Below are 13,997 nucleotides of genomic sequence, written 5' to 3' on the forward strand. Positions count from 1 at the left end.
TTCCTCAGGTGATCTGCAATCGTTTGGCGACCTCAGACCCGCCTACCGCGCTTACGACCTCGGGGTCGCCCACGACTACAAGCAAGTCAGTGGCGCGCGACATCCCGACGTAGAACCGCTCCCTGGCCCGGTCGCGGGTGCCGTCCTCGTTGAGACAGAGCACGACCGCCGAGCGCTCCAGGCCCTTGCAGCCGAGGACGTGGCCGTAGAAGACGTCCTCGCCGTCGAAGTAGCTCGCCCAGTATCCCTGCTGTCCCTGTTCCTCTTGCTGGAGGACCTGCGCCCAGTGGCGTGAACCAGTGGTGATCAGTGCGAGTTGGCCAGGTTCCCAGCCATCTTCGTCGAGCAACCGGATCACCTCATCTTCGGCAACTTGAGCCGCGTCCTCGACAGTCGACGCGATGAAGCGAACCTCCGGACCGGTGCCTCCGCGCGCATACATCCGGGACGGCGCGAGCGGCGCGAACGCCTCGGCGATCTCCTTGGTGTTGCGCAGGCAGTGGTCCAGCACCAGCGGCACCAACGGCACGGGCGGGCGGCCGAAGCGGCCGAAGATCCGTTGGTTCTCATCTGAGAACACGTAGAGCCCGCCGTTGGCCTGGTCGCGTAGTGAGCCGAGCAGCGGCGTCCACCAGGAGTCGGCGAAGTCCTGCGCCTCATCGACCACGATCGCGTCGAACCGCTTGCCATCGGGAAGCTCCTCGGCCAGCCTCGCCATGCGTTGCGGGAGTTCTTCCTCCCAGAATTGCGACGCGTCGCGACCGCCGAAGTCGGTCACGCCCCAGGACGCCGCAAGCTCCTCGAAGGTGCCGACGAACGCCGGGCGGTCCTTGCGGCTCCACGCAGCGACCTGCCTCTTCAGGTGTTCGGCGAGTCCGATCGAGTAGCACAGCAACGCGGTGCGCTGCGCCTTGCGCTCGTGGCGGCCCCTGGTGAGCTCCTTCGCCTGCTGGAGCGCAAGGACGGTCTTTCCGCTGCCAGCACCGCCGCGGATCTCCACGCGATTGAGCAGCCTGGTGACGGACAGGATCAAGGTCTGCTCGTCGGTGAGTCGATCAGCCGTGGCTTGGCGCTCGAGTGCCTCGGCGTTGACGTCGTAGGTCGTCGCCAAACGGCCGCCGAGGATCTCTGCCAGGCACTCAGCATCGTCCACACTCAACAAACGTTGGTGCGCTTCCATCTGATGAGCGTTGCGCCGCAGCCGCGCGATCAACGTCGCGAGATCGTCCCGATCATGAAGCGCGTACCGCGGCAGGTCGGGCAGATCCTGGTCCGGGAATACGCTGTACGGCACCACGACGCCGTGAGCCCACCCGATGCGCCCACGGCTCCCCCACCGCGGATCCGCCTCGACGTAGCGACGGATCGCGTGCTTGGCGTCACGAGCCTGATCGACGGGATGGATCCACTTCGACTCACCAGCGACGGTCTGGATCCAGCCTTCCTCGTACCAGACCGAGGCTCCCTTGACCTCCAGTACAAGCACCCCGAACTCCGGCATCACCACAACCAGGTCTGCTTCGTAGTCCCGGGTATCGTCGGTCAGCCGGAAGTTCGCGAGCAGGACGTCATCGGATCCGAGCCCGTCGCACACCTGGGCCCAGACCTGTTCTTCTGAGGCGGTGGTGAACTGTGGGTGCTCGGGGATCAGCCTCACCATTCGCCAGGCTCCGCCTCGTGATGTGCCAGCAGCCTGCGAGCCAACGCGGGGCCCTCGCTCAGCAGGCCGGAAGGTCGCAGCACGCGGGTGTCGGATCCGGCAGCGAGAGTGATGAGGCCGACGCGCCAGCCGACAGGTTCGAGAAGCTCGACGTCGGCGGTGAAGCCGTCGTCGGAATCAGCGACAACGGCGCTGGCCTCGGCGTACTCATCCAGCGCCCAGCGGGCCCGATGCGGCAGGTTCATCCGGACGCGCGTGGTGGCGCGCTGTTGCGACAGCAGTGTCTCGGCGTCATCGGGCAGAGCGAACGTCTCCTCGAGGAGATTCACCTCGCGCACGTTCGAGACGAGGTAGGTGCGCAGCTTCCCGTTGGCGGCTACCGGCCCGGCGTCGACCTCCCACCCTCGCACCGTGGTCTGAACCAGCCGCCACGGCTCGATCGTGCCTTCGACCACTCCGGTCTCCCATTGCCGGGAGTAGCGGATCCGGACCTTCTTGCGCTGGGCTGATGCCTGTTGCAGCAGATCTAGGTTCGCCGGGCGCCAGCTGCTCTGAACGGTGGTGTCGGAGTCCCCCATCAGTGTTTCGGCGATCACGTCGATGGCGGACTCGAGCGCCAGGTCCTTCCCTTCTCCGCGGACGTCGAGGAGTGCGCTTGCGGCGGCATGGATCAGCGCGAGCTCGCCGGCGTCGAGATACTCGACGCCGAGGTCCTGGGGCTCCTCCACCAGGCGGACCGTGAGCGCGCGGGTGGGGTCGACCTCGTCGTCCTCGTCCGTCTGATCACTGTCGGTGCCTGTCCACTCCAGGACGCGCCGTCGGCTCAGCCCCAGCCAGATGCCGGGATCGGCCGCATAGTAGGCGAGGAGGTCCTCGCGCAGCTCCTCGAGGTCGATGCCACATTCTTCGGCGAGGGTCGCGACCGGGACACCATCGGGATGTGCTTGTAGCTGGTCGAACACGTCAAGAAGCCGCGCGATGCGGCGAACATAGGACGGCGCGGCCATCTCAGACTCCCGCCATGTCGCGCAGGTCGGCCAGCAGTTCTTCGCGGAACTCGGCGGGGCCGAGCACCCGGACCCGCTCACCGAGCATGTAGAGGCGAGCCCGCATCGCCGCCCGGTGCGTCACGCGGTAGGTGACGATGCAGGTGCCGCCGTCGGCGCGTTGGGTATCGAGCGGTTGTTGAAGCCAGCGCACGACATCGGGAAGAAATTCCTCCGCTGCCACGAGGGTGACCTCGGTCGGCTCGTCCATCTCCCAGCGCAGGGGGTGCAGCGCCAACCGACGCACCGGTTCTACCCGCGTTGCGGTGCCGGCCTGGCCGAGGCGGACCTCGCTCATCCGCGATACGACGAAGTGCTTCACTGCGGCGTCGTCGTCCTCGCGCCCACTGAGGTACCACTGATTGTTCTGGTGTCGCACGCTGGCGGGATGCACGGCGCGGCTGCGACCGTTGTACCGGAAACGGATGACCGCCGACCGCTGCACCGCACGCATCACGGCGTCGAGATGCTCGAGTCCGTCCGCCTGTTCAACGACAAGATCGGTGACGGGACGCACCACCGTCGGCTCCAGCCCGAGCCGCACCGCCAGGTCGCTGCGGTCAGCCAAGAGCGCAGCCCGCTGGAGCGCTGCCTGCTCGGCAGAACTGAGTCGCAGCCGCAGCCGACTATCACCCTTGCGCAACCGCCAGACGGCGTCCTCGCGGGCAGCTGAGAGGTTGTCGATCTGCCACCCCTGACGCCGCAGATGGCGAAATTCCCGCCCGAGCGCATCGGTCGTGTCGTTTGCTTCGAAGCCCGCTACCTTCATCAAGGTGGCAGCCGGGACGCCGCGTTCGCCGGCATCGCTGAGCACCGCCGTCAGGCGGATCAATCGCTCCATCGGTTCCCGCTGCTTACGCCCCCGTGCCATGGCGTCATCTTGCCCGTTGCGATGCCCTTCCTGCAGTGGAATGACCACTCAGGAGATTGGCCGCGGCATTTGTGTCGGCAAGCGCGAATAGACCTTCCCTGAACACGAACGAACCGCAGCATCCGGCCTAGACCGGCACACGCGGATCACGACCAGACGGAGGACATCCTGTCTACCTCACAGGTTCCGGACGCACCGCCCGGTGCGCCCACCAACTCCCCCACCAGCAACGGCCTGGCGACCGCCGGATTCGTGCTCAGCCTGATCGGCCTCCTCACCTCCTGGATCCCGATCCTGAACATCATCGGGATCATCCTCGCTGTTCTGGGTGTCGTGCTCGCAGCGATCGGCCTGGCGAAGTCCCGCAAGGCCCGCACCGGCAAGGGCCTCGCCTTCGCAGGTATCGCGCTCGGTGTTCTGGCGGTGCTCGTCGCCATCCTGATCAACGTGGCGTTCTCCAACGCCGTCGACGATGCCCTCGACGACGATGACGCCGACGTTCCCAGCAGCACGGTCCCCGCCTCCCCCACAGACGGAGGCAGCGCGGCCCCGTCGGAGGAAGGGCGCGCGTCGGACCAGTCGACTTTCAAAGACGGCGTCCTCACCACCTCCGAGATGAAGATCGTGATCACCCGTCACAAGATCATCCCGGCCGGCACGAAGGCTAACGAGTACAGCGACAAGCCGGTGATCGCGTTCTGGTACCGGATCACGAACCTGACCGACAAGGACACCAGCCCGATGGACTGGATCGGCACCTTCGCGGCCTTCCAGGACAACAACCCGAACGCTGAGAACGAACTGAACATCGGCTCGCTCCCCGACGATCGATTCCTCGACAGCCAGATGGAGAACATCAAGAAGGGCGGCACCGTCGAGAACGCCGTCGCCTACGAACTTGACGATCTGTCCACGCCGGTGGAGCTTGTCGCTAACGACAGCCTCGGCTTCGACGACGACCTCGGCCGGATGACTTTCAACCTCAAGTAGGCCACCAGACCGCGCATCTGCCTCGACGGTCATCAGGGGGATCGTCGAGGCGGGTGCGCCCGCCAACATCCCAGAACGGAAGGAACCCGCCATGACCAAACATGACGACGCCGCTCTGCCCGGCCAAGGCCCCGAACGCGACACCTGCCCGACGTGCAGCTCCGAGGACGTGGTTCATTTCGTCATCGGGATGCCTGCTTCCTCAGACGACGTGGAAGGCAGCCCCGAGTGGGAGCGCTGGGTCGGCTGCATCCATCCCGGCTACGACCGTGAGTGCCGAACCTGTGGGGCCACCTGGTCGTCGCCCGAGGACTACGAGGACCTCGATGACTGACCTCGCGACCCTGCCGGCCGTCACGGTGGCGCAGCCCAATGCCAAACCGCAGATTCCCGATCCCTGGGTTGCAGACCTCCACAACGACCCCGACGAAGGCGATTGCCAAAGCACCGTCGACTTCACTGGTCACCCTTGCACCGACGTTGCCACCTGGTACGTCCAACTCGAGATCCAGAGCTACCCGGTTGCGAACCCTCGCTGGGAAGGCAAACTGTGCGAACCCTGCCTCGCTGGCTGGCGGGACTGGGCAGAGGCAGAACCCCACGGCGTACGCGTCGTCTCCGTGACGCCGATCGTCGCTGGCTCCTAAGGGGCCAGTGGGACCGCAACGGTGGTGACGTCTCGCGGCCTACGTCCGGTTCCACGCATCCGGCCGCCGCGGCGAGCCGCTGAGCCCTAGGATCAATCCATCAGTGCACAAGCAGTTTCGGAGGAACAGTGAGCGGTACCGAGAAGCAAGTCGCGGTTCAACGGTTCGAAGGCCGCGGCTCAGAGATCGCCGTCTTCGAGTTTGAGGGCGAACTCCGCGACCTCATGGTGCGAACCCTTCGAACCGAACTCCTCGCCACCGGCACCTACGCAAGCGACGCACGGGCCGTTTCTCCCCACGCCCTCCAGTCGCTTGCAGTGGGTGGGGCGGCTGCCGGAGGCACGGCGCTCTCCGCTGCTTTCTCTTCGTCGCTCTTTATGGCCACCGCCGATCCGTCAACCCTCATGAGTCTCGGGAACGGGGTCGGGAGCGCTGTTATGGGCGCAACGGGCATCACGGGGCATGCCGCGTTCATCCCTGTCGCGAGTGCTGTGCCGGTCGTCGCGCCCCTCATGGCGATTCACACAATGACTACGGCGGTCACTCTCCGACAGTTCGAGCAGGTCGACCAGAAGCTGAACGCGATCCAGGACCGGCTGAACGAAGCGATCGCGCGAACCGAAGCCACCCACGTCGGAGAGCTGCTCAACGCTGCCCGGATCGTCGACGACATCTACCGCCTCTACGAAGCAGAAGGTGCGTTCTCGACCGACATGCTCACACGCCTCTCTTTGGCCGAGCGTGACGTCGGCACGCTCGCGGAGCGATCGAAGTTCCTTATCGAATCACGCCAGATCGAGACGGCAACGAAGGCCGAAGACGTGTCGCGCGCGAACTACGACGCATACGCCGCCATGCTCGCGTCCTTCCTGGACCTCAAGATCGCGTACCTGCGGGTCTGCGTGGACGTCCAAGAGCATCCCCGGGCCATCAACGATTCTGTTTCCCGGCTGAAGGCCAAGATCGGGTCCGGGATGGAGTTCTGGGATTCGCTCATCAACCGCTCGGACCGGTTGCGGGAGGTGATCGCACAGAAGGAGAAGGCGCTCGCCGAGATGAATGCAGCGAAGCGCAAGCTGCCCGGCACCCTCGGCGGCTCGACGTCCGAGAAGCAGGTAGAGGCTCTTCGACAGGCGTACACTTCGACGATCGAGAACGAGAAAGGCATCCTCAAGGGATTCGACTCCCTGGTGGAGTCGGCGCAACGCACCCTCGACACCCTCGACGGCCCCTCGACTGCCGACAAGACACCTACGTTGATCTACTGGCGCGACGAGGACGGCGACCATTCGTTCAGCACCACCCAGCTACGCCTGGTCTGACGGATTCACGCACATCCGCTTCGTGCCTTACCGACTTCCCTAATCTCCACGCGCAACTCACCCGCGTCTCCATGCTGGATCTACGTGGACGTCACTACTGACATCAACGGCTCGAGCCAGTCGATCTCGGACAGTTCAAAGGCCTCCGACGCCCGAGGCGCCGAGGGGCGCGCGCCTGCGAGAGGCGCGCGGGAAATCGCCCAGACCTGGTGGAGGAACTCCACCGGGCGAAACCGCATGTGTGCTGCTGAGTTCTCCGGGACAAGGATGTTTGTCGGGGCATTACCTACTGTCTAGCAAGACTCGCATTCCACCGGTTCGAAGCGGCGGCCAGCGCTAGGCTCACATCCGTCGCAAGGAGGGGGCATTGATGACTCGGTTCGAAACCACTGGCTATGGCGCGGCTGCGCTCGACACGCTCGCTGCCGTAGTCAGCGAACTCAAGGCCGCGGATCCGCTGCGCTCCGTGACGATCATCGCGCCCAATAACATCAGCGCGATCGTTGCCCGTCGACACCTTGCGCACGTCAAGTCAATCGCAGCCGTCGAGGTCACGACACTGCCCCGCCACGCCGAACTCCACGTCGCGCATCTCATGGCCGGACGACGCCCCGCCACTGGGCCGATCACGGTGGCGGCGTGGCGGGCAGCCCTCGCCAAGAACCCTGGCGCCTTCGCCGAGACAGCCGAGCATCCGCAGACCCTCGCTGCGCTCGCCCGCGCGCACCGCGAACTGCGCGATCTCAGCACCGATGAGCTCGACACGGTCGTGTCCGCAACTCCTCTAAGCGCGGACGTCGTTCGGCTGCACCGAGAGGTCGCGGACTCGCTCGCACCTGACTGGTACGACGAGACTGATCTGCTGGCGGCTGCCGCCGCAGCGTTGACCACCTCCGCACCGACGGTCCTCTACCTACCCCAGCGGCTTACGCGCGCAGAGCAGGCGGTTCTCACCAGGATCGCCGAGATCACTGAACTGGTCGTCATCACTGCGCTCACCGGCGACGCCGCCGCGGACCGCGTCGTCACCTCCGGACTCGAGCCCCTTGGTTTCACGACGGTCGAGGTCGCGACGCCTCCGCCCGCGAGCCGGATCATCACCGCCTCGGACTCCGACGACGAAGTACGCCGCGTGGTCCGCGAGGTCGTCCGCACCCTCACCACCGTGCCAGCACACCGTGTAGCTGTCCTCTACTCGAGCAAGCAGCCCTACAGCCGGCTACTGCACGAGCAGCTCTCAGCTACCGGCATCGCCATCAATGGGCCGGGTTCGCGCAACTCTGAGGAGCGCTCGGTGACCCGGGCATTCCTCGACCTGCTGGCCCTGTCCGAGAAAGGGCTCCCGCGGGCGGCGTTCTTCCAGGCGGTCAGCAGCGCACCACTACGCGACTTCACCGGCGCACGGCTTCCCGTGGCGCGGTGGGAACGAATCTCCCGTGATGCCTGGGTCGTGAGCGGAGACGACTGGGACGTGCGCCTGGCGTTGCATGGCAAGCGGCGCGAGTTAGACCTCGAGGCCGCGGCGGCGCTGAGCACCTTCGCGACGACGCTGCTGACTCGCTTCGATGACGCGGCCACCGCCACGACGTGGGCGGACCTGTCGGCATGGACTTTGCAGCTTTTCGAGGCGCTCGTCGGTGACGTCGAGCAACTGACCTTCCTGCCGCCCGAGGAGAAGTACGCCGCGACCGCCCTGGTCTCCGCGGTCCACGGGCTTCGGTCACTGGACACAGCCGGTACGCCTGCCTCCCTCGGCGTCCTGCGCGAAGTCCTCGCCCAGCAAATGACGTCGGCGGTTCCGCGCGTGGGCAAGTTCGGCGAAGGCGTTCTCGTGGCTCCCCTGTCCGCTGCCGTCGGGCTCACTGCAGACGTCACGTTCATTGTCGGGCTGAGCGAGGACCTGTGCCCCGGCCGACAGCATGACGACCCACTGCTGCCCGACCGGGTCCGCGTCCGGGTCAATTCGCTGCCGGTTCTGCGCGACCGTGTCGACGAGGTGCGTCGCCATCTCCTCGCGGCATTCGCCTCCGCGCCCGAGGTTGTCGCGACATTCCCACGGGGCGACCTGCGGCGCACGACAGGGCGGCTGCCGAGTCGCTGGTTGCTGCCGACGCTACGGCTCCTGGCGAACCGCCCGGATCTCACGGCATCCGAATGGGAGTCGGCTCCCCCGGTCGGCACCGTGCAGCACGCCCGCTCCTACGCGGAGCAACTGCTGCACACAGACGTCCTGGCGACTGCACAGGAGTGGCGCACGCGTGCCGCTGCGGCTGGAGTTCTGAGCGATGCTGTCACCGACCTGGGCACCAGGGTGATCGAGGAGCGCGCGAGCGAGGCCTTCACCCGCTTCGACGGCAACCTCGCGGGGGCTTCGGGGCTGCCCGACTACGCGGCCGGCCTGGAATCGATCTCGGCCAGCGGGCTGGAGAAGTTCGCCGGGTGCCCGCACACGTTCTTCGTCGAGCGGCTGCTCGGCGTGCGGCCGATCGAAAACCCAGAGGAGCTGGTCCGGATCAAGCCCAGCGACCTCGGCACCTTCCTTCACCAGTGCATGGAGGAGCTAGTCCTCGCAGCCACAGACGACGCCACGATCCCTACTGCCGGAGCGCCGTGGACGGAATCCCATCGCGCCCGGCTCGTGCAGATCGCGACGGCAAAGGCCACCGCCTACGAAGCGCAGGGACTGACCGGGCACCCGCGGCTATGGGGCGAGGACCGACAGCGGCTCATGGCGACCCTGCACGCGATGCTCGACGCCGACGACGCCTGGCGGTCGGCCAACGGCACGGGTATCTGGAAGGCCGAGCTCGGTTTTGGAGAGGGCAACCTTGCTCCTGACGTGGAGGTTCCGATCCCCGGCGGCACAGTGCGGATGAATGGTTCCGCGGATCGCGTAGACGTCGCCGACGGTCGGATCTTCGTCATCGACATCAAGTCGGGCAAGCCCAACGAGTACAAGAAGATCAGTCGGGACGACCCTACGGTCGGCGGCACCAAGCTGCAGCTGCCGGTCTACGCCTACGCCGCCCAGGCGGCACACCTCGAACACACCGGCACGACGCTGCCCGTCACCGCGGCATACTGGTTCGTGCACCGCTCCTCGGACCGTGTCGAGCTCGAGATTACCGAGGACGTCAAAACCGGCTACGCAACGGCACTCCGGGCGATCACCTCCGCGATCAAGGGCGGACTCTTCCCGTCGCGCCCACCAGCGAACGACGACTACATCTGGGTGCAGTGTGCGCACTGCAATCCTGACGGCCTGGGCTACCGGACCCGCGCGAAGTGGATCGCCATCGCCAACCTTCCCGAGCTCGCCGACGTCACCTACCCCCTCGGCACACCCGGAGGCACCGATGACTGACCCCCAGGACCAGGCTGCCCGCGAGCTCATCACCACGGGCACTGCCCGCACCCTCTTCGTTAACGCAGGCGCGGGGTCGGGCAAGACCACCGCGCTCGTACGACGCGTGGCGCGGCTCGTGATCGATGACGGCGTCGCCATGGAGCAGATTGCCGCGGTGACGTTCACAGAGAAGGCGGGCGCCGAGCTGCGCGACCGTCTCCGGGCCCGCTTCGAGAAGCTCGCGCGCGAGGAGACCGACCCGATCCGTGCCGCCCGCGCACGCGCTGCGCTCGACGAGCTCGACGCTGCCGCGATCGGCACGCTCCACGCGTTCGCGCAGCGCATCCTCATGGCTCACCCGATCGAGGCAGGTCTGCCAACGGCGATCGAGGTGCTCGACGAAGTCGCCTCCTCGATCGCCTTCGATGACCGCTGGTCCCGCATCCAGCGTGACCTGCTCGACGACGACGCGATCGCGACGCCCCTGCTCACGGCGATGCGCCTTGGTGTCGACCTCAAGAGGATCCGGTCACTTGTACGACGCCTGGGTTCGGACTGGGACCTGCTGCCTCGCAAGGTCCTTGTGTACCAGCCCCCACCCCTCACCGTCCCCGACATGGCACAGGTCGCAGCGGCACACATCGCAGTTCTCGACATAGCAGCGAGCTGCCTCAACACGAGCGACAAGCTCTACCCGTGCGTGCTCGATGCCGCAGACTTCCTCGGCGCTCTGGCGAAGGCGGGCACGGTCGACGAGGCCCTCGACGTGCTCGAGGGGTGGAGCGGCGGCGGACCGGCAGAGAAGGGCTTCAAGGGCGGGCGGTACGGCACGACGGCCGCCTGGCCACGTCCTGCCAAGGAGATCCGCGACGAGATCAAGGGGCTGCTGGCAGCAGCCGATGCGGTCCGCCGCGGCGTCGTCGACCAGTGCTCCCGCCAGATCACCTTCTGGGCAGCCCGCCACGTGCTCACCGCGGCCACGCACCGACGTCAGGAGGGCCGCCTCGAGTTCCACGACCTGCTCGTCCTGACGCGCGACCTGCTGGCCAGGTCGCCGCATGCCGCCGACGTGCGCGACGCCCTCCACACGACCTACGAACGGCTCCTCCTCGACGAGTTCCAGGACACCGACCCGATCCAGATCGAGCTCGCTGTGCGCATCGCCGCCGGGCGCGACGCCGACGCTGAGGACTGGGAGGACGTGGTGGTCCCCGAGGGCCGTCTCTTCCTCGTGGGCGACGCGAAGCAGTCCATCTATCGCTTCCGCCGCGCGAGCATCGAGACCTACCTCGGTGCCGAGGAGCGGCTCGGCGAACGGGTCACGCTTGATGCCAACTTCCGAACCATCCCCGAGGTCGTCAGCTGGGTGAACGCTGTCTTCGGCACCCTGATCGTCAAGACGGGACTCAGCCAGCCCGAATACCAGCCGCTCGTCGCTCACCGCCCTGCGGCGTCGATAATGACGGGGCCAGCTGTCACCGTCCTCGGTGCGGACGGCCACGTCGACAAGCCCAAGGCTGCCGAGATGCGCCACCGCGAGGCTGCCGACGTAGCGGGACTGATCCAGGAGGCGCTGCACGGAGAGGACCCGTGGACCGTCTGGGACGACGCGGCCGGCGTCTGGCGCCGGGCGACCCCGCGAGACATCGCGATCCTGATCCCGGCGCGCACGTCGATGCCACTGCTCGAGGACGCTCTCGACACAGCAGGTGTTCACTACCGGGCCGAGTCGATGTCGTTGGTCTACGCCGCTGACGACGTCCGTGACTTGCTGATGGTCGCTCGGGCGATCGGAGACCCCTCGGATGGCCTCGCGCTGGTGGCGGCGCTCCGCTCGCCGCTGCTCGGCTGTGGCGATGACGACCTGTGGGAGTGGAGGCACGCAGGGGCGCGCCTGAACATCTTCGCGAAGGCACCAACGGACGCTCTCGGAGAGGAACCCGTCGGCCGCGGGATCGCGTGGCTTCGCACCATGCACCAAGCAGCGCGCTGGATGACGCCGAGCGAGGTGCTCACCCGCATCGCCAACGACCGGCGCGTCTTCGAGATCGCGGCGAAACAGCAGCGCTCCCGCGACGCATGGCGCCGCCTGCGATTCGTGATCGACCAAGCGCGCGCCTGGACGGAGGTCTCCCACGGCGGACTCCGCGGCTATCTGGCATGGGTCGCACACCAGGCCACCGACAACTCCCGAGTCTCCGAGGCGATCCTGCCCGAGCTCGACGTCGACGCGGTCCGGGTGATGACGGTGCACGCGGCAAAGGGTCTGGAGTTCCCGATCGTGATCCTCTCCGGCATGTCCTCGGCGCCCAACACCAAGAAGGGCGTCAGCGTGCTGTGGACGCGGGACGGGTACGAAGTCGCCTTCGGTGGCCGGGGCCTGCAGTCGCTCGACTACGAAGCCGAGCAGGCGATTGACGAGCAGATGGGCGACGACGAGAAGCTTCGACTGCTCTATGTTGCGACGACCCGGGCCCGAGACCACCTCGTCGTGTCGCTGCATCGAGACATCGAGTCCAACACCGTCACCGCGGCAACGCTGATCGCCGGCGCCGGAGGTGCGACGGCCGCCGGCGCCGTCAGCTTCACCGCCGATGCTGACGTCGCCGCACAATCCGTCCCGCCGGAGGTCGTGACCGCTCCCCTCCCATGGGACGAGTGGCGCGCCCGCGCGGAAGGCGCCATCGCCGCGAGCAAGGTTCCGGCCGCGCAGACAGCATCCGGACTCGAAGGCACCGAACCCGAGGTCGCCCTCGCGCAGGACGAAGCCCTCCAGGGCATCGCCAAGGGCCTGCGCGACCTGGGCCTGCCGCCCTGGTCGAAGGGACGCTACGGCTCCGCGGTCGGCCGAGCGGTCCACGGCGTCCTCCAAGTCGTGGACCTCGCGACGGGCGACGGAGTAGACGGCGCCGTGCACGCGCAGGCCATCGCTGAGGGCGTCACAGACCAGGAGGACGTCGTCCGCGCGCTGGTCCGCTCAGCCCTCGCGGCGGACGTGGTCCGGACGGCCGCCGCCCACCAGCACTGGCGTGAGATGTACGTCGGAACCGAACTCCCCGACGGCACGCTGCTCGAGGGCATCATCGACCTCGTGTACCGCGACACCGACGGCACGCTCGTCGTAGTCGACTACAAGACGGACTCGGTCACGTCTGATGGCCTCGCAGAACGGGTGGCGTACTACGCACCGCAGCTCGCGGCATACCGCCAGTGCCTCGAGGCTGCGACGAGCGCCGACGTCCGTACCGAGCTTCTCTTCTTGCGCCCCGGGGTACCCGGCACGTCGGTCCCCGTAAGCTAAGCGCGCGACAGAAGCGGCTCCGGTCGACGTCAGGTGTCCTACGCCTCCAACACCATGATTGGTCACGGAATGCGGCCAGCGCCTCCCTCCGTTGGGATCGTCGCGCGAAGGCCAGTAGTCCGGATTGGGCGTTGCGCGCGAGTGGATGTCCTCCATCTCCCGAAGGGCGGAGATACAGGCTCTGCCCTCAAGCGAACCAACAGACAAGAGGACTGCGCGGGCATTCGTGTACTTCACACGCAGACGGTCAGATTCCACAGAATCGGTGGCAGCTAGTCCATCAAGCTCTGCGAGGTTGCGCGCGAAGTTACGGAAGCGTCGCCCATGGATATCCCTACGACGCGTACCGTCAGATCTGCCGGCGCCCGAGCCTCCCCACCTGCGATCTTCGATGAAACGGGAACGACGTGCGCTACTCTCAAGGTTACCCCACCCCGAAGTCCGTCCTTCAAAAGGTGCCTGCGTGTTCAATGGCCTGTCCCGCCTACCCCTGAAGCTTCACAAGCCGATTGCGATCGGCGCGTTCCTAGCAGCCGGCTTCTGCGTTTTTGCTGGCGGACTGACCCTGCTGATCATGACCGATCCTCCAGAACAGAAGTGCAAAGGACACCTGTGGGCCAAGAAGTGTGTAGACCTTCCGAAGGACAACACCGCTGAAATCGTCACAGCAGTCATCTTCTTCTCGATTTCACTACTTCTTCTAGTAGCCGCGCTCAAGCTGCTCACCTCCGAAGGACGCCTCAAGCGCTACCTGCCGATTCTGAAGGGCGTCGAATCGCTCGACGTTCAACGGATCGTCGACATCACCGGCTCT

9 protein-coding genes and 1 pseudogene are annotated in these 13,997 nt (G+C 66.5%); 7 read left to right on the top strand and 3 right to left on the bottom strand.

The genetic code is table 11. The annotated features are described in order from the left end of the window. Positions 1–4 precede the first annotated feature (4 nt). The 3 genes from ABD151_RS00145 to ABD151_RS00155 are packed head-to-tail and all read right to left on the bottom strand — an operon-like array spanning position 5 to position 3,625. Positions 5–1,657 (bottom strand): NERD domain-containing protein, encoded by a 1,653-nt coding sequence (locus ABD151_RS00145; protein WP_343989895.1) that lies wholly within the window; start codon positions 1,655–1,657, stop codon positions 5–7. Next, complete coding sequence (locus tag ABD151_RS00150) at positions 1,654–2,667, bottom strand: helix-turn-helix transcriptional regulator (protein WP_343989898.1); 1,014 nt, start codon at positions 2,665–2,667, stop codon at positions 1,654–1,656. Before ABD151_RS00150 ends, ABD151_RS00145 begins: the two co-directional genes overlap by 4 nt. A 1-nt stretch (position 2,668) precedes the next feature. Beyond that, the gene (locus ABD151_RS00155) at positions 2,669–3,625 is read right to left on the bottom strand and encodes a WYL domain-containing protein (protein ID WP_343989901.1); all 957 of its coding nucleotides are present in this window, start codon (positions 3,623–3,625) and stop codon (positions 2,669–2,671) included. Positions 3,626–3,829: 204 nt separating this feature from the next. On the opposite strand from ABD151_RS00155, the gene ABD151_RS00160 reads away from it, so the two are divergent. From ABD151_RS00160 to ABD151_RS00190, 7 genes and pseudogenes are all read left to right on the top strand, one after another. Continuing rightward, positions 3,830–4,567, top strand: coding sequence for a DUF5067 domain-containing protein (locus ABD151_RS00160; RefSeq protein ID WP_343989904.1), 738 nt, complete (start codon positions 3,830–3,832; stop codon positions 4,565–4,567). A 190-nt stretch (positions 4,568–4,757) separates the two neighbouring features. Next, positions 4,758–4,901 carry a hypothetical protein gene (locus ABD151_RS00165; protein ID WP_343989907.1) on the top strand — a complete coding sequence of 48 codons (144 nt, stop codon included), beginning with the start codon at positions 4,758–4,760 and terminating at the stop codon, positions 4,899–4,901. Further along, positions 4,894–5,214, top strand: coding sequence for a hypothetical protein (locus ABD151_RS00170; RefSeq protein WP_343989910.1), 321 nt, complete (start codon positions 4,894–4,896; stop codon positions 5,212–5,214). Before ABD151_RS00165 ends, ABD151_RS00170 begins: the two co-directional genes overlap by 8 nt. Before the next feature lie 128 nt (positions 5,215–5,342). Continuing rightward, positions 5,343–6,536 carry a hypothetical protein gene (locus tag ABD151_RS00175; protein WP_343989912.1) on the top strand — a complete coding sequence of 398 codons (1,194 nt, stop codon included), beginning with the start codon at positions 5,343–5,345 and terminating at the stop codon, positions 6,534–6,536. Positions 6,537–8,319: 1,783 nt separating this feature from the next. Next, positions 8,320–9,729 (top strand): annotated as a pseudogene (locus tag ABD151_RS21910) (PD-(D/E)XK nuclease family protein); the annotation flags it as partial. Further along, a complete protein-coding gene (locus ABD151_RS00185) occupies positions 9,644–13,183 on the top strand; it encodes a UvrD-helicase domain-containing protein (RefSeq protein ID WP_415630064.1) in 3,540 nt (1,179 codons plus the stop codon). The pseudogene ABD151_RS21910 and the gene ABD151_RS00185, both read left to right, overlap by 86 nt. A gap of 463 nt (positions 13,184–13,646) precedes the next feature. Continuing rightward, positions 13,647–13,997 (top strand): hypothetical protein (locus tag ABD151_RS00190; RefSeq protein WP_343989918.1); only part of this gene is annotated, 351 nt, incomplete at its 3' end.

Source organism: Nocardioides dubius, from assembly GCF_039528155.1.
GTDB lineage: Bacteria > Actinomycetota > Actinomycetes > Propionibacteriales > Nocardioidaceae > Nocardioides > Nocardioides dubius.

Bases quoted from the DNA above. Each gene is read 5' to 3' on its own strand.
- ABD151_RS00150 (WP_343989898.1), bottom strand. From the start codon at position 2,667: ATGGCCGCGCCGTCCTATGTTCGCCGCATCGCGCGGCTTCTTGACGTG.
- ABD151_RS00170 (WP_343989910.1), top strand. From the start codon at position 4,894: ATGACTGACCTCGCGACCCTGCCGGCCGTCACGGTGGCGCAGCCCAAT.
- ABD151_RS00165 (WP_343989907.1), top strand. From the start codon at position 4,758: ATGCCTGCTTCCTCAGACGACGTGGAAGGCAGCCCCGAGTGGGAGCGC.